The sequence below is a fragment of the Novosphingobium beihaiense genome, assembly GCF_022832375.1.
Lineage (GTDB): Bacteria > Pseudomonadota > Alphaproteobacteria > Sphingomonadales > Sphingomonadaceae > Novosphingobium > Novosphingobium beihaiensis.
This window is the reverse complement of the sequence record NZ_JALHLG010000024.1, coordinates 1-18,610: the sequence shown is the minus strand read 5'-3', so window position 1 is coordinate 18,610 and position 18,610 is coordinate 1. Positions and strand designations below refer to the sequence as shown.

The following is an 18,610-nucleotide window of genomic DNA, read 5'->3' as shown; positions in this document are numbered from 1 at the left end:
CCCGTCCCCTGTTCCGCTGCTACCCGCCGATGTTCAGCGTGGTCATCATTTGGAATTCGCGCAGCCCCTCGATCCCGCGTTCGCGGCCAAGACCGCTCATCTTGATCCCGCCGCTGCTGGCATAGCTCGACATCAGCGCGCCGTTCACATTGACAGTGCCGCTGCGGATTCTCAGGCCGGTTTCGAGGGCCTTCACCTTGTCCGCGCCATGCACCCAGCCGGACAGGCCGAACTTGCTATCGTTCGCCATCTCCACCGCGTGATCGAGATCGCGATAGCCGATCACGCCCACCACCGGACCGAAGATCTCCTCCTGCGCGGCGGGGTTCCGGTTGTCCGGCAGATCGAGCACGGTGGGTTCCCAATAGAATCCCCTGGCGAGCCCTTCCGGCCGCTTGCCGCCGCAGACGACCTTGCCCCCGGCCTCCACCGCAGCCCGGGTGAAGTGTTCGCAGCGCTCGCGCTGCGCCGCGCTGATAACCGGGCCCAGTTGCGTTTCCGGATCGCTGGCCGGGCCAATCTTCACGGCGGAAAGCATCCTGGCCATACCATCGAGCACTTCGGCCTTGTTATCCTCGGGCACGAAAACGCGCGTGCCCAGCACGCAGCCCTGCCCGGCATGCGCGGTGCACACCGTGAAGGCCGCCGAGGCCGCGCGGCCCACCGCATCGGGCAGGTAGATCTGCGCCGACTTGCCGCCCAGCTCCAGCACCAGCCGCTTCATCGTTGGCGCAGCCTGCGCGGCCACCTGGGTGCCGACCGAGCATGATCCGGTGAAGCTGACCATATCCACGCGCGGATCAGTGGTCATCGCCCGCGCCCCATCGAGTGCCTGCTCGACAATCACGTTGAGGACGCCCGGGGGAAGGCCCGCTTCCTCCGCCGCCTCGGCAAAGACCATCGCCGACATTGGCGTCAGCGGGTTGGGCCGCAGGATCACTGTGTCGCCCGCCATCAGCGCGGGCACGACTTTCCAGAAGGCGGTGTAGAACGGCACGTTGTAGGCACTGATCGCCGAGACCACGCCGAGCGGAGACCACCGCTTGAGGCTCTGGACCGTGAAGTGGGGATTCGCCCGCTCATGCACTGGCAGCGGATTGTCCTCCTGTCCGGGCAGGCGAAGGAACAGATCGGCAATCTCGTCCGTCATGCGCAGCGGGGCATGAACTTGCGCGCCCATCACGGTCGAGGATACCGGGCATCCCGCTTCCCTGATGGCACAGTCTTTCAGGAAATCCGCGCGCTTGCGCAGCGCCGCGCCATAGCGCGTGATATGCGCGGCGCGTTCCTTCATCGAAAGGCCCGGCCAGCCGCCATCGTCGAAAGCGCGCCGCGCCGCCGCGATGGCCGCATCCGCCTGCGCGGGCGACACCCCTTGCACTTCGGCCACCACCGATTCGTCCGAAGGGTTCTCAACCGCAAAGCGCGTGCCTTCGCCCTTGACGAAGGCGCCGTCGATATAGGCCGCGTAATCCAGAGCGCCTCTCCCGCAGGTAATTCTATATTTCGAATTATTTTTCTCAAAAGAGACTAACCGAGGCACGGCAAGGCGTCAATCGGCAAGCCTCTCACCGGCCAGGGGAGAAAGCAGAGCCGCCATGTCCGGTGCGAACCGCGCTGGGCAGTTGTCAGGGCAAGGGGTGATCCCTATGCCAAGCGCCGGAACCGCCGTCCGGCAGGGATGGTCCGGCAGGAATCAGAAGAGGACCCGCAAGAAATGGCCTATACCGACTTCCTCAGGCAGCAGTGCTACATCGGCGGCAAATGGTGCGATGCCGATTCCGGGGCGGCGTTCGACGTCACCGATCCGGGCACGGGCAAAGTGCTGGGAACGGTTCCGAAGATGGGCGCGGACGAAACCGCGCGCGCGATCGACGCGGCCGAAGCCGCCCTTCCCGCCTGGCGCGCCAAGACCGCAGGCGAACGCGCCACGCTGATGCGCAAGCTGTTCGACCTGATGATGGCGCACCAGGACGATCTCGGCGAACTGCTGAGCCGCGAACAGGGCAAGCCTTTCGCCGAAGGCAAGGGCGAGATCGTCTATGGCGCCAGCTTCATCGAGTGGTTCGCCGAGGAAGCCAAGCGCGCCTATGGCGACGTGATCCCCAGCCACCAGGGCGACAAGCGCATCGTCGTGATCAAGCAGCCGGTCGGCGTCGTCGCCGCGATCACGCCGTGGAACTTCCCCAATGCGATGATCACCCGCAAGCTCGGCCCGGCATTGGCGGCAGGCTGCACCATCGTGATCAAGCCGGCCTCGGCCACGCCCTATTCGGCTCTGGCCATCGCGCAGCTTTGCGAGATGGCGGGCATTCCGGCAGGCGTCGTCAATGTCGTGACCGGCAGCGCCGGGCAGATCGGCGGGGCGCTGACGCAGAGCCCGAAGGTCGCCAAGGTCACCTTCACCGGCTCCACCGAAATCGGCCGCGACCTGCTGCGCGAATGCGCCGAGACGATCAAGAAGTGCTCGATGGAACTGGGCGGCAACGCGCCGTTCCTGGTGTTCGACGATGCCGATGTCGATGCCGCGATCGAAGGCGCGATGATCTCCAAGTTCCGCAACGGCGGCCAGACCTGCGTGTGCACCAACCGCTTCTACGTGCAGGACGGCGTCTATGACGAGTTCGTCACCAAGCTCGCCGCGCGCGTCGATGCGATGAAAGTGGGCTACTCGATGGACGAGGGCACGCAAGTGGGCGCGATGATCGACGAGAAGGCCGTCGAGAAAGTGGAAGAGCACCTGCAGGACGCGATGAGCGGCGGCGCCACGCTGCTGGCGGGCGGCAAGCGCAGCGAGCTGGGCGGCACCTATTTCTGCCCCACGGTGGTCGCCAACGTAACGCCGGACATGAAGCTGGCGCGCGAGGAGACGTTCGGCCCGCTCGCAGGCGTGATCCGTTTTACCGAGGAAGCCGAGGCGATCCGCATGGCCAACGACACCGAGTTCGGCCTTGCCAGCTACTTCTACTCGAAGGATCTCTCACGCGTGTGGCGCGTGGCCGAAGCCATCGAGGCGGGCATGGTGGGCATCAACACCGGCCTCATCTCGACCACGGTGGCGCCGTTCGGCGGGGTCAAGCAGTCGGGGCTCGGCCGCGAAGGCTCGCACTACGGCCTCGATGACTACATGGAGGTGAAGTACCTCTGCATGGGTATCGATCCGGCCTGATCCTCAGGGACACGACCGCCATGGCGCACCCCGATCCGCCGGGGGCGCCGCAATGGCGAATACGATAGCCGTTTCTGTGCGATGGCCGCTTCTGCGAGCCGGGTCCGAGCCCGGCGCACCTGCGAATCAGGCGTAGATCGAGAAGACTTCCTCGTCTGTCTCACGCGGAAGGCCATGCTCATTGGCGGGAAGCGGCTCAAAGGCGTCTTCCGTTATGGCCGTTCCGGACAAGCCGTCGAGCTTGAAATGGCCAAGGCGGCGCTCATCCTCGCTGCGCCAGTTCTTGCGCAGATTCAAAGCGCTTACGAACAGTTCGCCATGCCGGGAGAACATGCGGTGCGGCGCCAGCAGCATCTCGCCGCCGTTGTACCGCGCACAGATCGCACGCTTGAGGGCAATGGCCTCAATAATCGTGCGCTCCGGGGAAACTTCGGTATCAGGGGTATTGTGCATCGCAACATAATGCCGGGCCGCTGCGTCTCCTGCAACCCGGAAATCGACGGGGAACACAGCTATCCAGCCAGAGCGCTGCAATTTCTGGAACGGCGCGTGGCCTTTTCACCCATGGACATCTGGCCCGCCGAGGCCGGATAGTGCCCGGGTTCAGGCCGGACGCAGGCGTTCCGGCACAGGGGAAACGCACATGTTCGACAGAAGACAACTTATCCACGCCGCGCTTGCGGCACCTTTCGCCTGCGCGCTTCCCGCCTGGGCTCGCGCCGCCAAACCGCCTGCAAATGCCGCCAGCATGGGCCGGTTCATCGCCGGACTGCCCAAGGCCGAATTCCATGTTCATCTGGAAGGCACGCTGGAAGCGGACATGAAGTTCGCGCTGGCCAAACGCAACGGCCTGTCCCTGCCCTATGCCGATGTGGCAGCGATGAAGCGCAGCTATGTCTACCACGACCTGCCGAGCTTCCTGAAAATCTACTACGACGGCATGCAGGTGCTGCTGACCGAGCAGGATTTCTACGATCTCGCCTATGGCTATCTGCGCAAGGCCGCCTCGCAGAACGTGCTCTATGCCGAGATGTTCTTCGATCCGCAGGAGCACCTGAAACGCGGCGTGGCCATCGAGGCGGTGATCGGCGGCATCACCCGCGCGCGCGGCGATGCCGCGAAGTCGCTCGGGATCGAATCGCAGCTGATCCTGTGCTTCATGCGCGATCTCAGCGCCGGATCGGCCATGGAGGCGCTCGATGCCGCCCTGCCCTACAAGGACAAACTGATCGGCGTCGGCCTCGATTCCGACGAGAAGGGCAATCCGCCCGAAAAGTTCGCCGAACACTTCGCCAAGGCGCGCGCGGCGGGGCTCCATGTGACGATGCACTGTGACGTCAATCAGGAAAACACGCTGGAGCACATCCGCACGGCCCTGCTCGATCTGAAGACGGAGCGCATCGACCACGGCGGGAATATCGTCCAGTCCCCCGAACTGATGGCACTGGCCAGAAGCCGCGGTATCCCGTTCACGGTCTGCCCCACCTTTTCCGGCCAGGTCATCGAGGATGGCCGCCCCATCAATGCGCTTCGGCAAATGCTCGACGCCGGGCTCAAGGTCTCGGTGAACTCGGACGATCCGGCCTACATGGGCAGCGAATATATCACCGAAGTGCTGATCCGCGCGCAGAAGGACAGCACACTGACGCCTGCCGAACTCGTCCGGATAGAGCGCAATGCCTTCGAAACGGCCTGGATTCCGGCGCAGCAGCGCGACGGCTATCTGGCCCGCCTCAAGGCCTATGCGCAGACATGGGGTGTGACGGCAGGATAGCCGGCGGAAGCGCATCTCTTCACGCGTCATGCTGAACTTGTTTCAGCATCCATCGTGCAGCACGATCCGAGTTTGGATTGATGTGTTTCGCTTGTGTTCCGAGAGGCTGGCCGACGGCGTTGCGTGGGAATTAATCGGCAAAGCAAACCGCCTGATGGCCTCTGAAACAAGTTCAGGGTGACGAGGCCGAGAGAAACGTCAGTGTAATATGACCGCGCACCCGCCCGCCTTAAAAAGACAAGGGGCCGGCAGCTTGTACCGCCGGCCCCCGATCCACATGGGGGAGTGGACCTCGTCTTCACAAGACTCGAATCAGGCGGCCTTGGCGCCGTTGTACCGCTCGATCGCCTCCAGAACGATCTGGCGGGCATCGTCCGCGCCGCCCCATGTGCCGATACGCACCCACTTTTCCTTTTCAAGGTCTTTGTAGTGGGTGAAGAAGTGTTCGATCTGCTTGAAGACGATTTCGGGCAGGTCGTCCTTCTCGTTCACGTTCGTGTAGTACGGGAAAGTACTGTCCACCGGAACACAGACAAGCTTTTCGTCGCCGCCGTGTTCGTCTTCGAGATTCAGCACCGCGATCGGCCGGGCGCGAATCACGCAGCCCGGAATGAAGGGCGAGCGTGCGACGACCAGGGCATCGAGCGGGTCGCCATCGGGCGAAAGCGTGTGCGGCACGAAGCCGTAGTTCGCCGGGTAGCGCATCGGCGTGTGCAGGATGCGGTCGACAAACAGAGCACCCGATTCCTTGTCGAATTCGTATTTGACCGGCTCGCCGCCGACCGGAACCTCGATAACAACGTTGAGGCTTTCCGGCGGATTATCGCCTACGGGGATCTTGTCGATACGCATGATGGTCCTTCTTTACTGGCAGCCTTTGAATAGATGCCGATGGGATCAAGTTGCGCGCGGCTTAGCCTTCACTCTTTTGCGCCGCAACAGACTTCTCGCTTTCGCGAAAGCAGGCAGACTTTTGCGAAAGCAAGGCTTGGCGGGGCGCGCAGACTGGCCGCGGCCCCAAAGCACAGCGTGCTTCCGGCACCTGAGCACCGGAAGCACGCAAATCACCCTTCGCGGGCCGTCAGGGCAAAAGCCGGTGCGCCCTATTTGCGGGGCGCCAGCAGGCGGTCCAGCCCGTTCGTCTTGCCCGGCGTAGTGCTCTCCAGCCAAGGCCAGCGCAATCCGCCGTGGTACCCGATCGAAACAGTGTCATAGCGGTCGCCGCGCTTCACCAGCAGCGTGACCGGCTGCTTGTCCGAGGTCTTGGCCGCCGTAATGGCGTTCTGGATCAGTGTTTTGGAATAGGTGCGGCCGTTCACCGCCACGATCTTCATGCCGTTGACGATGCCTGCGTTGAAACCGGGGCCGTCCCACAGCACCGACGTGACATTGCCATCCTTGTTCAGCGAAAAGCCCAGCGAGTAAGTCAGGTCCAGCGTCTTGCGCGCATCGGACAGGCCCTTTTCGTAAGGGTTCGGCTGTTCCTTCCATACCAGCTTGTATCCGGCCATGCCCATGCCATTCACCGGCGCGGGCTGGTTCGTCTTGTAAAGGCGGGTGCGCAGGAAATCGGCCCAGTCATAGGCATAGACGCCGTTCAGCGTGCGCACGACTTCGTCGAAATCATAGGTCAGCTCACCCCAGTCGCCGTCCCGCACGCCGAAAAACGCCTTGGCGAAATCGTCGAGCCCCTTGCGGCCGCCCGTGCCCTTGCGGATGATCTGGTCGGCTTCCAGCCAGGTCAGCGCGCCTTCGACATAGTAATCCTCGCCGCGGGTCAGCGAATAGTAGGGGAGCGGGCGCCGCCGCGCGAGCTGCGGAGCATTGGTGGTGTCTTCCACCGAACGCCAGCTGCGTCCGGGCTCGCCTTCCTTGTACTTGGCCACGGCATTGGCGAACATGCCCAGCACCGTATCCTTCTTCTGCACGCCCGAGCGCGCCGCCAGCACATAGCCCCAGAACTGCGTCTGGCCTTCGTAGACCCACAGCAGCGTGTTCTGCATGGGCTGCTGATAATCCGGCGTCCACAAGTCCGCCGGGCGGCGGTACTTGCCGTTCCAGCTATGCGTGAATTCGTGCGGGATGACATTGTGATCCCAGTCCATCCCGTCCCAGTCGGTCCACGCGGTGGGCTCGTACTGGTTTTCGCTGGAGCGGTGATGCTCCAGACCGATGCCGCCCATACGGTCGGTCAGCGCCAGCAGGAAATCGTAATGATCGAAGTGGCGCGCACCGAAGGTCTTGAGCGCCTGATCGACGAGGTTGCGATACGTCTGGAGATGCTCGGGCGAGATCGCCATGTCCTCCGGCTCGTCCGCCACAACATCCAGATGCACCCCGTGCCCCAGATCCCAGCGCTTGGCATGGATGCCCGCGAAGATCGGCGAATCAACCAGCCGTTCATAGTCGGTGGCGTCCCACGTCACCGTGCTGCCCTGCTTCGCCATGCCGTCAAGCGCGGTGTAGACGGTCCAGTCCTTGGGGAACGTGACCGTGGGCTTCACCTGAATGTCGCGCACATAGTGCCCGGCGGGATAGAGGCTCATCTTTTCCCACTGCAGGTTGAGCATTTCCTGCGTCATGGTGATGCGGCCCTCGCTGGAACGCACCGGAGACGTGTGCAGGAACCTCGCCGTCACCTGCTTCGTGCCCGCAGGCAGCGAGAGGTGGAACGCATTGACCGCCACGGTATCGCGCACCCAGGGGATTTCCTTGCCATCGGCATAGAAATGCACATCGGCGAGCAGCGCATAAGGGCCGGTCTCCGAATGATTGCCGGGCAGCCAGCCGGGCTGGAGCAGGGTCAGCTTGCCCGTGCCGGGCGCGACCGGGATCTGCTCGGTCACGCGGTAGATACCGTGTTCGGTATCGCTGGCATCGATCGTCAGCGCGAGAGTGCCGGGATAGGGCACGTCCTGAGCAGCCGGAATCGCCGCTGGCAGCGGCGGCGCCATCGGCGTGGTTCGTGTGGAATCCTGCGCCGTTGCCGAAGCCGAAAGGAACAGGAGGGCGGAGAGCGTTGTGACCGCGGAAAGATACTTCATTACATCCATCTTTGCGTCCATTGCCCGATTTGGCAACCATCCAATCCATGCAGGGATGCAGGACCACTTTATCGCCGCGCCCATTCGGGCTAAGCGCGCGCCTTATGAGCAATACACCAAGCCAGACGCCTCAGGCCATTCGCGGAACCCAGGACATTTTCGGCGCCGATGCCGAGGCTTTCGCGCATGTCGTCGAGACGTTCGAACGCGTCCGCAAGCTCTACCGCTTCCGCCGCGTGGAAATGCCGGTGTTTGAAAAGACCGCCGTGTTCTCACGCTCGCTGGGCGAAACCACCGATGTCGTCTCCAAGGAAATGTACTCGTTCGAGGACCGGGGCGGCGATTCGCTGACGCTGCGCCCCGAATTCACCGCCGGGATCGCCCGCGCCTTCCTCACCAACGGCTGGAAGCAGTACGCGCCGCTGAAACTGGCGACGCACGGCCCGCTGTTCCGCTACGAGCGCCCGCAAAAGGGCCGCTATCGCCAGTTCCACCAGATCGACGCCGAGATCATCGGCGCGGCCGAACCGATGGTCGATGTCGAGCTGCTGGTCATGGCCGATCAGCTTCTCAAGGAACTGGGCATCGCGGACGGCGTGACGCTGCAGCTCAACACGCTGGGCGACGGCGAAAGCCGCGAGGCCTGGCGCGCCGCGCTGATCGAATATTTCCGCGATCACAAGGCCGCGCTCAGCGAGGATTCGCAGGACCGGCTGGAACGCAACCCGCTGCGCATCCTCGATTCCAAGGACCCGCGCGACAAGCCCTTCACCGCCGATGCGCCGAAGATCGACGATTACCTTTCATCCGAGGCGCAGGACTTCTTCGGCGCGGTGACACAAGGGCTCGAAGCGGCCTCGGTGGACTTTGTCCGGACTCCGGCCCTTGTGCGCGGGCTCGACTATTACCGGCATACCGCTTTCGAATTTGTGACAGACCGGCTCGGCGCACAGGGCACTGTGCTTGGCGGCGGCCGCTACGACGGCTTGCTGGAAGCGCTGGGCGGGCCGCACACACCCGCAGTCGGCTGGGCGGCGGGGATCGAGCGGCTGGCGATGCTGGTGGCCGATGCCGGTGCCTCCAGCGAACCCGCGCTCACCTGCATCCTCGCGGTCGAGGACGATGCCGCGCTGGGCTATGCGCAGAAGACCATCACTGCGCTGCGCCATCAGGGCATCGATGCCGACATGATCGCCACCGGCAGCCCGCGCAAACGCTTCGACAAGGCGGTGAAGCTGGGCGCGAAAGTGCTCGTCTCGTTCGTGATGCGCGACGGCGTGCCCACCGCCAACCTGCGCGCGGCGGAACCCACCGCCGAATACCTCGCGGTCGAGCAGGTCGTGCAGTCGCTGCAATCGTGAACGGCGTACCCTCTCAAGAAAACCTCGCCGCCCCCGCGAAGGCGGGGGCCCCGCTTCCTTTGCGCATGACGCAAACGAGCGGGATCCCCGCCTTCGCGGGGATGACGAACAGGGATGGGGCATGGAAGGAACGACGCGATGTCCGTCTCTGACGAACGCCTCTCCCAGATCGCGCACCGCTTCGCCGAACTGGAAGCGCGGCTGGCTTCGGGCACGCTCGAAGGCGATGCTTTCGTCGCCGCCAGCCGCGACTATGCCGAGCTGGAACCGGTCGCGAAAGTTGCACGCGAAGTCGCGGATATGCGCGGCGAACTGGCCTCACTGCAGACGCTCGACGATCCCGATCCCGACATGCGCGCCCTCGCGGCCGAGGAAATCGCGCGGCTCAAGGACGAACTCCCCGAGCGCGAACGCCAGCTCGCCGTCGCCATGCTCCCGCGCGATTCGGCGGATCAGCGCCCGGCCATGCTGGAAATCCGCGCGGGCACTGGCGGAGACGAAGCCGCGCTGTTCGCCGCCGATCTCTACCGCATGTACGAACGCTACGCCGCCGAGCAGGGCTGGAAGGTGGAGATGATCTCCGCCAATGCCAGCGACATCGGCGGCTTCAAGGAAGTGGTCGCGCATGTCTCGGGCACGGGCGTCTTCGCCAAGCTGAAATTCGAAAGCGGCGTCCACCGCGTGCAGCGCGTACCCGTCACCGAATCGGGCGGCCGCATTCATACTTCGGCGGCCACCGTCGCCGTGCTGCCCGAACCCAGCGAAGTCGATGTGCAGATCGAGGACAAGGATCTCAAGATCGACATCTACCGCGCGTCCGGGGCAGGCGGGCAGCACGTCAACACCACCGATTCGGCGGTGCGCATCACCCACTTGCCCTCCGGTCTCGTGGTGATCTGCCAAGACGAGCGCAGCCAGCACAAAAACAAGGCCAAAGCGATGCAGGTTCTGCGCGCGCGCCTCTACGAGAAAATGCGCGACGAAGCGCAGGGCGCCGAGGCCGAGGCCCGCAAGGCCATGGTCGGATCGGGCGACCGCTCCGAGCGCATCCGCACTTACAATTTCCCGCAAGGCCGCGTGACCGATCACCGCATCAATCTCACCCTGCACCGCCTGCCTGAAGTGCTCGAAGGCCCCGGCCTTGGCGAACTGATCGACGCGCTGATCGCCGAGGACGAAGCCAAGCGCCTGGCCGCCATGGATGCCTGAGGGGGATTCCTGACCGTGACAGTCGCCGAACGGCTGCGCGAAGCGACGCAGCAGCTTGGCCCGGAAAGTTCCACCGGGCGGCTCGATGCCGAACTGCTGATGGCCGCCGCGCTGGGTGCCAGCCGCTCGCAACTGCTGCTGCGGCACATGCGCGATCCGGCGCCCGCAGCTTTCGAAAGCCTGCTCGCGCGGCGGCTGCGGGACGAGCCGGTGGCCTATATTCTGGGCACTGCGGAGTTCTACGGCCTCGAACTGGAAGTGACCCCGGCAGTGCTGATCCCGCGCGCCGACTCCGAGACCGCGATCGAGGCGGCGCGGGAAGCCCTTCACCATGCCCCGCCGGAACGGATTCTGGACTGCGGGACTGGGTCCGGCGCCCTGCTGCTCGCCGCGTTGAGCCTTTTCCCCTCCGCGCGTGGTGCGGGGATCGACCGCAGCGCAGAGGCCCTTGCCGTCGCCGCGCGCAATGCCGCCCGGCTCGGGCTGGACCAGCGCAGCGAATTCCACGTGCGCGACTGGGAACAGCCCGGCTGGGCTCAGGATTTGGGCGGTCCGTTCGGCCTGATCCTGGCCAACCCGCCCTATGTGGAGGACGATGCCCCGCTGGAGGCCGCCGTGCGCGATCACGAGCCGTCCGGCGCGCTGTTCGCCGGGCCCGAAGGGCTCGACGCCTATCGCGTCCTGATCCCGCAATTGCCCGCTCTGCTGGCCCCTTCCGGGCTCGCCCTGGTCGAAATCGGGCACCGGCAGGCCGAAGCGGTCAGCGCCATCGGCACGGCTTGCGGACTGGCGGCCACAGTGCACCGCGATCTCGGCGATCGCCCTCGAATCATCGCTTTTTCTGATGATAATGGCGGCGTGGCATAAGTTTTCACTTGGAATTCCCACCCGGAGACCCTAAGAACTATTTGGTACCGGTTAATGGACGAAACTTCCCATTCCCGGTCCACCTCCATTATTTGCAAGCGGTCGCGGTGTGGGGCGCCGCGGCAAGGCAGATGTGGAAGTCTCGGCGGCCGGGGGGTTGGCCGTGATCATAGACATACGGCGGTTCGGGCCTTGTGCCGGGCACACGCCAGGGGTTTTGAGGAAAGTAATCCTTGAATAACAATCGTGGTAACAACCGCAGGCGTGGCCGCGGCAATAACCGTCAGCAAGGCGGTCAGCAGATGAATCGCATCGACAGCAGGGCCCGGGGCAACGCTCCGCAGCTGCTGGAGAAGTACAAGAAGCTGGCCCATGACGCCCATCTCAATGGCGACCGGGTTCAGGAGGAATACTACCTCCAGTTCGCGGATCACTATTTCCGCGTCCTTGCCGACCAGAAGCAGCGTCAGGAAGAGGCCCGCCAGCCCCGCCGTGACGAACGCCAGCAGCACCAGCAGGACGGCGGCGAGGATTTCGCGGCCGAAGGCGACACCGGCGGCGAAAGGGGCGGCTCCGGCAGCCATTCCGAACAGGATCGCGCACCACGCGGCGAGCGTGAACCGCGTGCTGAGCGCGAGCCACGGGAACCTCGGGGCAAGGCTCCCGCCGAGCCCCAGCCCGAGAGCTCCGAAGCAGCCGAAGCCAGCCCGGACGAGCCCGATGCCGATCCGCGCTCGATCTACGAGCCTGCGGACAATCCTTTCGTGCGCGACAATCGCGGCACGGCCCGCACGGCCAAGCCCCGCAAGCCGCGCCGCAAAACGCGCGACGACGACGGCGAAGCCGCAGACGACGCGGATCAGGATACCGGCGCAGGCAATTTCGATCCCGCCGCTTTGCCGCCTTCGATTTCCGCCAAGGCAACCGCAAAGAAGGCCGAAAAGCCTTCCGCCGCAGCCAAGGAAGATACCGTCAAGGAAGACGTGGCGGAAGAAAAGCCCAAGCGGCGTCGCACCCGCAAGACCACGCCTCCGGCAGACGATGCGGGCGGCGCGCTTGAGACTGTGACCGGCTGATAATCCAGCCCTTTTGCCCGGCGCGCGCAACTTTGCTTGCGTCGCTGCCGGGCAAGCTTACAACCCGGCGCCGATGCAGTCTCCCCGGCGCCCCATGTCCTTTTCCCAAATCCTCAAGCCTCTGAAGCGGTATCCCCGCCTTGCAGGGGCCGTTTCCGCCCTCTGCAGCGGGGGCCTGGCCGCGTGCGGGTTCCAGCCGCTCTCGCTCTGGCCGCTCACTCTGCTGGCCGTGGCATGGCTGCTGGAACTGATCATGCGGGCCCGCACGCGGCGCGCGGTATTCCTCACCGGCTGGTGGTTCGGCGTGGGCCATTTCACGCTCGGCAACAACTGGATCGCGACGGCCTTTACCTATCAGGCCAATATGCCTGCCTGGATGGGCGGCATCGCAGTCGTGCTGCTTTCGCTCTACCTCGCGCTTTTTCCGGCACTGGCCGCGCTCGCGGCCTGGCTGCTGACACGCCCGGACCGGGCCCGCGCCCCCTTCCCGGCTCTCGTCTTCGCGTTCGCCGCAGCCTGGATCGTGACCGAATGGATGCGGGCCTGGCTCTTTACCGGCTTCGCCTGGAATCCGCTCGGCATCGCACTTCTGGGCCAGTTCCAGACGCGCGGGCTGGCGCTTGTGACCCCCTGGACCGGCACTTACGGGCTGTCCGGCGTACTGGTACTGCTGGCCGGGCTGCCGGGTATCTTCGCACGCATCGGCTCCGGAACGCAGGGAGCGAAACGCTGGCTCTGGGCTCTTCCCGTGCTGGCCGCAGCCGCCGCGCTGGGAACCTTGATGACGCTGCCCGATCCCTGGGCGCCGCGCGCGCAGGGCGCGATCCACTTCACGCTGGTCCAGCCGAACCTCCCGCAGGAATTCATCGACGATCCCCGCTGGTACGAGGCCAATTTCCAGAAGCTGGCCCGCCTGTCGCTGCCGCGCGACCCGGGGGAGAAACGCGTGGTGTTCTGGCCCGAATCGGGCTTGGGCGATTACCTTCGCGATGGCTATCCACCCTACCTCTACCGCCTCTACACATACGGCGCCGACCCGGAAATCGCCCGCGCCCGCATTGGCCGGGTGATCGGCCCTTACGCTCTGCTGCTTACCGGCGCGGTCGATCTCGTGATGAAGGACGGGGAGGGCATTGCCGCGCGCAACTCGGTCACCGCCATCGACGGCCGGGGACGCATCCTGGCGGGCTATTCCAAGGCCCATCTTGTGCCTTTCGGCGAGTACCTGCCCCTGCGCTGGCTGCTGGAACCGCTCGGTGCTGCGCGCTTCGTCCCCGGTTCACTGGACTTCTGGCCGGGCCCGGGGCCGCGCACTTACGACTTCGGCAGCTTGGGCAAGGCGGGCATCCTGATCTGCTACGAGGTCATCTTCAGCGGCGAAGTTACCGATCCGCTGAACCGGCCCGACTATATCTTCAACCCCTCGACCGACGGCTGGTTCGGCCGCTGGGGCCCGCCGCAGCATCTGGCACAGGCCCGGCTGCGCGCGATCGAGGAAGGACTTCCCATCCTGCGTTCCACCACCACCGGCATCAGCGCGGTGATCGACGCCGACGGGATCGTGCGCCATTCCATACCCCTCCACACCGCCGGGCGCATCGACGGGCGCATCCCGCCGCCGCACGCACCCACGCTGTTCGCCCGCTATGGCAATGCCCTGCCGCTCGCACTCGCCGCATTCCTGTGCCTCTGCGCTGTTTCCATGGTTGCGTTCCGCCGCCTCCGCAGGTAGATACACCCTCACATAAAGATTTCTTTATATGTTAGGTGTGACGCAATGCGCAGTGATTATGTCTTCACGTCCGAGAGCGTTTCGGAAGGCCATCCCGACAAGGTTTCCGACCAGATTTCCGACGCGATCGTCGATCTTTTCCTGGCCAAGGACCCCGAAGCGCGCGTCGCCTGCGAGACGCTGACGACCACCCAGCTCGTGGTTCTGGCCGGTGAAATCCGCTGCAAGGGCGTGTATGAGAATGGCGCATGGGCCCCTGGCGCGCTGGAAGAGATCGAGCAGACCGTTCGCAACACGGTGAAGACGATCGGCTATGCGCAGGATGGCTTCCACTGGGAGACCTTCGAGTTCATCAACCGCCTTCACGGCCAGTCCGCCCATATCGCGCAGGGCGTCGATGCTGCGGGCAACAAGGACGAAGGCGCAGGCGATCAGGGCATCATGTTCGGTTTCGCCTGCGACGAGACGCCCGACCTGATGCCGGCCACGCTCGATTACAGCCACAAGATCCTGCAAAAACTCTCCACTGACCGCCACTCGGGCGCGGCCCCTTTTCTGGAGCCCGACGCCAAGAGCCAGGTGACGCTCCGCTTCGAGAACGGCGTGCCGGTGGCCGCCACCGCCGTGGTCGTCTCCACCCAGCATCAGGAAGGCTACGATGCGGGCGAAAAGGAGGCTGAGCTCAAGGCCTATGTGAAGCAGGCCGTGACCGAGATCCTGCCCGAGGGCTTCGTCACCGATGACACCAAGTTCCACATCAACCCGACCGGCTCGTTCGTGATCGGCGGCCCGGACGGCGACGCCGGCCTGACCGGCCGCAAGATCATCGTCGATACTTACGGCGGCGCGGCCCCGCACGGCGGCGGTGCGTTCTCGGGCAAGGACCCGACCAAGGTCGACCGTTCGGCTGCCTATGTCACGCGCTACCTCGCCAAGAACGTGGTCGCGGCGGGCCTTGCCAAGCGTTGCACGATCCAGGTGTCCTACGCGATCGGCGTGTCCGAGCCGCTTTCGCTCTATGTCGATCTGCACGGCACCGGCACGGTCTCCGAAGAGGCCTTGGAAGCCGCTCTCACCAAGGTTGCGGGCGAAAAGCTGGGCGGCCTGACCCCGCGCGGCATCCGCGTCGGCCTCGGCCTCAACAAGCCGATCTACGCAACGACCGCCGCTTACGGCCACTTCGGCCGCAAGCCCGAAGGCGATCTGTTCCCCTGGGAACGCACCGACCTTGCCGACGCGCTGAAAGCCGCGCTGGCCTGAACCTGAACATGCGCCGTCCGGCCGGAAACGGCCGGGCGGGCCGCTGCCTCAGGTCTGCGGAGACAGGAAGCTCGCTGTGGTTTCGCTCAGCGGTCCCGGCCACGCCCCGAACATGATCGCTCCGCTGTACCAGTAGAGCGGTGATGCCGGGAAGGCGAGATTCATGCTGAACGGCAAGGCATCGCCCGTGCTGTTCGCGATCAGCGACAGCGGGAACGCGATCGCGGGCGAATTGTCATAAATGAACATCAGCCCGGTATAGGGCGAAACCACCGGTGCCGCCGGATTGGGAAACGACAGCGTCCCGGCGACGGGCACCACGTCGCACCGCGCGGCCGTGGCATTCCCGGCATCCCCTTGCAGGGACACTCTTCCATCGGGCGCCACAATCGTCAGATCATATTCGAAACCGGTCTGGCCACCGGGATCGGCCATGATTTCAGGCTTGTATACGGTCAATTTGAGTGTGGTCGTTTCAGGCATGCGATAGCCTCCAACTAGCGTTCCGCGAACAGTCCACTTGTGCGGCTGAAAGATGCTTGCGCGGCGCCCATTACGCAAATGCTATCCATGAAACATGGTATTAAAAATTCTTCATAAGGATGATAATAAACAGATTCTCATCCTGACATATAAATAAAATTGGAAAATAGTAATTCTATAAAACCGCATATTACTAACGAAAAAAGCCGGACCGCCGTAAACGGCCCGGCCTTTTGCAGACAGGCTTGGCGAAACCTTACTTCGCCGCCAGTTCCTTCACCAGCCGGGGTGCGGGATAGATCTTCTCCAGCGCTTCCTCCAGCGAGGCCGCCGAAACGACGACCGTGCGGTTCAGCACCGGATCGTAGCCGTAGTTGCCGCCCAGCGAGTGGATGTTGCCATCAAAAGCGGCTCCGATCACCGTGCCCGCCTTGTCCACCACCGGCGAACCGGAATTGCCGCCGATGATATCGTTGGTGGTCACGAAGTTGAACGCCACCGACTTGTCGATCTGCTTTTCCTTTGCGGCGAAGGCCGGGGCGAGATCGAACGGCGGGGCGCCCGTGGCCCGTTCGAACGTGCCGCCGATGGTCGTCTCGTAAGGCACCTGCCGCCCGCGTTCGGGCCAGCCTTCGACTTTGCCGTAGCTGATGCGCAAGGTGAACGTCGCGTCGGGATAGAGCGTATCGCCATAGGCATCGAAACGCGCATCGGTGAGCTTGGCCGCGGCTGCCGTGGCCGGGCCCGAATAGGCCTCGTCCACCTGCTTTTCCAGTTCGCGCTGGCGCGCTTCCAGCTTGCGGGCATAGACGATCATCGGATCGTCCGACGCCTCGATCGCGGCCTTGCCGCCTTCCCAGAGCTGCTTGCGGAATTCCGGATCGGCCAGCTTCGTGCCGGATACCAGCCGCCCGGCCAGCGCCTCGGGGCTTTCCTTGCCCAGCAGCAGCTTCGTATCGGGATCGTCGACGCCAAGGTATTCGCGGGCCTTGGACAGGCTCCATTCCAGCCGCAGCTCATCCAGCCAGGGATAGACCGGCGCGGCATCGAGCAGCCGCTTTTCCGTCAGCGGCAAGGCGCTTTCGGTATACCCGGGCAGGCGCTCGGCATTGGGCTTGGCGCGCTCGGCCGCAGCCATCACCAGCGTATGGGCATAGCCGTAGAGTTCGCCCGAAGGCTCGATGAAACGGTACGCCATATAGAGCTGCCGGTAGGCCTGCACTGCCTTGTCCATAGCTCCCCAGGGATCGCCGATCCCGGCCTTGCCCGCGCTCTTCGCCTTGAGGTCCGCCTCGGCGGCGGCCAGCTTGGCGGTGAAAGCGGGATCGTTCAGCGCCTTCATGCGCCCGATATAGACTTTCAGGCTGTTCTCGACGCCATTGAGCAGATCGAGACCTTCGCGCTGATGCTCGGGGCTTTCCTCCATCGCGCGGATCAGGCGCCCGCGCAGTTCGGAATAGGTCGTCACGATCACCGGCACGCGCACTTCGCGTTCGAAGGCGAGCTGGCTCTGGGTGTAAAGGCGCGAGGTCGAACCGGGATTGCCCACCACGAAGGTCGCCTCCCCTTCCTTCGGCGCACGGGGGTTCCACTTGAGGTGGTTCGGCGTCTTCACCGGCTTGCCGTTCTCGTAAGCGCGCAGGAACGAACCATCGAGATCGTAGCGCGGGAAATTGAAGTTGTCGGGATCGCCGCCGAACGTCGCGGCGCGGTCTTCGGGCGCCCAGACCAGCCGCACGTCCGAATACTTGCGGTAGGTATAGAGCTTGTACTGCCCGCCGCCGAACAGGGTGACGACCTGGCAGCGGGTCTTTTCGCGGTCGGTGCAGCCCGCCGCCTCGATTTCCGCGATCTTCGCATCGCGCGCCTTGGTGAGCGCCTCTCCGGTGAGCGAGCCGATGGCCTTCTTCACATCGCCAGTCACGTCGGTGATCTTCGTCACCACTTCGGCCTGCTGGCCGGGGCACTTCTTCTCGTCGGTCAGCGCGGCGGCGGTGAAACCGTGACCGAGCAGATCGTTGTCCCCGGTGGAATTGTCATAAAGGCACGAGGCGACGCAGTGGTGGTTGGTGAGGATCAGGCCATTGCCCGAAACGAAACTGGCCGAGCAGCCGCCGGTAAGGCGCACCGCGGCATTGCGCACTTTGTCCAGCCAGGCCTGATCCGGCGCCCAGCCATAGTCCGCCTCCATTTTGGCGCGAGGGAACCCGTCAAAGGTCCACATGCCCTCATCGGCACGGGCGGGGGCGGAAACGAGTGCCAGCGATGCGGCGGTGCCGGCAAGCAGCGAAAGCGAACGGGGGGTCATGGGGTGTCCTTGGGGTTGATGCGTGTCCTTGATGGCGGAATCTTCCCCTGGAAATGCCATCTGTCCAGCCCAAACCCGGCGTGCGTCAGAACCTTGCCGAAACAGCCGCACCGGCATTATCGATCACCCCCCTTCCTCCTTCTGCGAGCAACAAGCTTAAGCTTGCCTCGCCGCGATCGCGCATTAGCCTTGCCGCAACGCCCGCCCCGCTTGCGGCGGACAGCCAAGGGATACGAAAACATGCTCGAAACCGACCGCCGCGGCACGCTGGGCCTGGCCGCCGCCCTGCCGCTGGCTTCCCCGCTGGCCGCACTCGCCGCGACCGGT

The 18,610-nt window shown here is 64.5% G+C and carries 14 protein-coding genes; 8 read left to right on the top strand and 6 right to left on the bottom strand.

The genetic code is table 11. The features are described 5' to 3' along the window. Window positions 1-19 precede the first annotated feature (19 nt). Window positions 20-1,543: an aldehyde dehydrogenase family protein gene (locus MTR66_RS14650; RefSeq protein WP_243922336.1), complete on the bottom strand. Its 1,524-nt coding sequence runs from the start codon at window positions 1,541-1,543 to the stop codon at window positions 20-22. 174 nt (window positions 1,544-1,717) lie between these two features. Between MTR66_RS14650 and MTR66_RS14645 the strand changes: the two genes are divergently transcribed. Beyond that, window positions 1,718-3,169, top strand: coding sequence for an NAD-dependent succinate-semialdehyde dehydrogenase (locus MTR66_RS14645; RefSeq protein WP_243922334.1), 1,452 nt, complete (start codon window positions 1,718-1,720; stop codon window positions 3,167-3,169). 126 nt (window positions 3,170-3,295) lie between these two features. On the opposite strand, the gene MTR66_RS14640 is transcribed toward MTR66_RS14645, so the two are convergent. After that, window positions 3,296-3,622 (bottom strand): WYL domain-containing protein, encoded by a 327-nt coding sequence (locus MTR66_RS14640; RefSeq protein WP_243922332.1) that lies wholly within the window; start codon window positions 3,620-3,622, stop codon window positions 3,296-3,298. Between the two features lie 190 nt (window positions 3,623-3,812). Here MTR66_RS14640 and add point away from each other — a divergent pair, with 190 nt between their 5' ends. Continuing rightward, entirely contained in the window at window positions 3,813-4,943 is a 1,131-nt protein-coding gene (add, locus tag MTR66_RS14635; protein ID WP_243922331.1) for an adenosine deaminase, read from the top strand. 312 nt (window positions 4,944-5,255) lie between these two features. Here the strand turns inward: add and ppa are convergent, their stop codons facing one another. Beyond that, a complete protein-coding gene (gene ppa / locus MTR66_RS14630) occupies window positions 5,256-5,795 on the bottom strand; it encodes an inorganic diphosphatase (RefSeq protein WP_243922329.1) in 540 nt (179 codons plus the stop codon). Window positions 5,796-6,046: 251 nt separating this feature from the next. After that, a complete protein-coding gene (locus MTR66_RS14625; RefSeq protein ID WP_243922327.1) occupies window positions 6,047-7,987 on the bottom strand; it encodes a M61 family metallopeptidase in 1,941 nt (646 codons plus the stop codon). A 104-nt stretch (window positions 7,988-8,091) separates the two neighbouring features. Here MTR66_RS14625 and hisS point away from each other — a divergent pair, with 104 nt between their 5' ends. The 6 genes from hisS (at window position 8,092) to metK (ending at window position 15,492) form a co-directional block, all read left to right on the top strand. Continuing rightward, on the top strand, window positions 8,092-9,348 hold the full coding sequence (hisS, locus tag MTR66_RS14620) for a histidine--tRNA ligase (RefSeq protein WP_243922325.1): 1,257 nt from the start codon (window positions 8,092-8,094) through the stop codon (window positions 9,346-9,348). Between the two features lie 138 nt (window positions 9,349-9,486). After that, window positions 9,487-10,557, top strand: a complete 1,071-nt coding sequence (gene prfA, locus MTR66_RS14615; protein ID WP_243922323.1) for a peptide chain release factor 1 — start codon at window positions 9,487-9,489, stop codon at window positions 10,555-10,557. 15 nt (window positions 10,558-10,572) lie between these two features. Next, window positions 10,573-11,424 (top strand): peptide chain release factor N(5)-glutamine methyltransferase, encoded by an 852-nt coding sequence (gene prmC, locus MTR66_RS14610; protein ID WP_243922321.1) that lies wholly within the window; start codon window positions 10,573-10,575, stop codon window positions 11,422-11,424. Between the two features lie 233 nt (window positions 11,425-11,657). Then, window positions 11,658-12,500, top strand: a complete 843-nt coding sequence (locus tag MTR66_RS14605) for a DUF4167 domain-containing protein (protein ID WP_268740513.1) — start codon at window positions 11,658-11,660, stop codon at window positions 12,498-12,500. Between the two features lie 94 nt (window positions 12,501-12,594). Next, window positions 12,595-14,232, top strand: a complete 1,638-nt coding sequence (gene lnt, locus MTR66_RS14600) for an apolipoprotein N-acyltransferase (RefSeq protein WP_243922318.1) — start codon at window positions 12,595-12,597, stop codon at window positions 14,230-14,232. Between the two features lie 45 nt (window positions 14,233-14,277). Further along, window positions 14,278-15,492, top strand: coding sequence for a methionine adenosyltransferase (metK, locus tag MTR66_RS14595; protein ID WP_243922316.1), 1,215 nt, complete (start codon window positions 14,278-14,280; stop codon window positions 15,490-15,492). 48 nt (window positions 15,493-15,540) lie between these two features. Here the strand turns inward: metK and MTR66_RS14590 are convergent, their stop codons facing one another. Together MTR66_RS14590 and MTR66_RS14585 are read right to left on the bottom strand one after the other, a co-directional pair. Next, window positions 15,541-15,975 (bottom strand): hypothetical protein, encoded by a 435-nt coding sequence (locus MTR66_RS14590; protein WP_243922315.1) that lies wholly within the window; start codon window positions 15,973-15,975, stop codon window positions 15,541-15,543. Window positions 15,976-16,231: 256 nt separating this feature from the next. Next, the gene (locus MTR66_RS14585) at window positions 16,232-18,283 is read right to left on the bottom strand and encodes a S46 family peptidase (protein WP_243922313.1); all 2,052 of its coding nucleotides are present in this window, start codon (window positions 18,281-18,283) and stop codon (window positions 16,232-16,234) included. Between the last annotated feature and the right edge of the window lie 327 nt (window positions 18,284-18,610).

Coding starts and splice junctions, on each gene's coding strand:
- MTR66_RS14645 (WP_243922334.1), top strand. CDS start 1,718: ATGGCCTATACCGACTTCCTCAGGCAGCAGTGCTACATCGGCGGCAAA.
- MTR66_RS14640 (WP_243922332.1), bottom strand. CDS start 3,622: ATGCACAATACCCCTGATACCGAAGTTTCCCCGGAGCGCACGATTATT.
- add (WP_243922331.1), top strand. CDS start 3,813: ATGTTCGACAGAAGACAACTTATCCACGCCGCGCTTGCGGCACCTTTC.
- ppa (WP_243922329.1), bottom strand. CDS start 5,795: ATGCGTATCGACAAGATCCCCGTAGGCGATAATCCGCCGGAAAGCCTC.
- MTR66_RS14625 (WP_243922327.1), bottom strand. CDS start 7,987: ATGAAGTATCTTTCCGCGGTCACAACGCTCTCCGCCCTCCTGTTCCTT.
- hisS (WP_243922325.1), top strand. CDS start 8,092: ATGAGCAATACACCAAGCCAGACGCCTCAGGCCATTCGCGGAACCCAG.
- prfA (WP_243922323.1), top strand. CDS start 9,487: ATGTCCGTCTCTGACGAACGCCTCTCCCAGATCGCGCACCGCTTCGCC.
- lnt (WP_243922318.1), top strand. CDS start 12,595: ATGTCCTTTTCCCAAATCCTCAAGCCTCTGAAGCGGTATCCCCGCCTT.
- metK (WP_243922316.1), top strand. CDS start 14,278: ATGCGCAGTGATTATGTCTTCACGTCCGAGAGCGTTTCGGAAGGCCAT.
- MTR66_RS14590 (WP_243922315.1), bottom strand. CDS start 15,975: ATGCCTGAAACGACCACACTCAAATTGACCGTATACAAGCCTGAAATC.
- MTR66_RS14585 (WP_243922313.1), bottom strand. CDS start 18,283: ATGACCCCCCGTTCGCTTTCGCTGCTTGCCGGCACCGCCGCATCGCTG.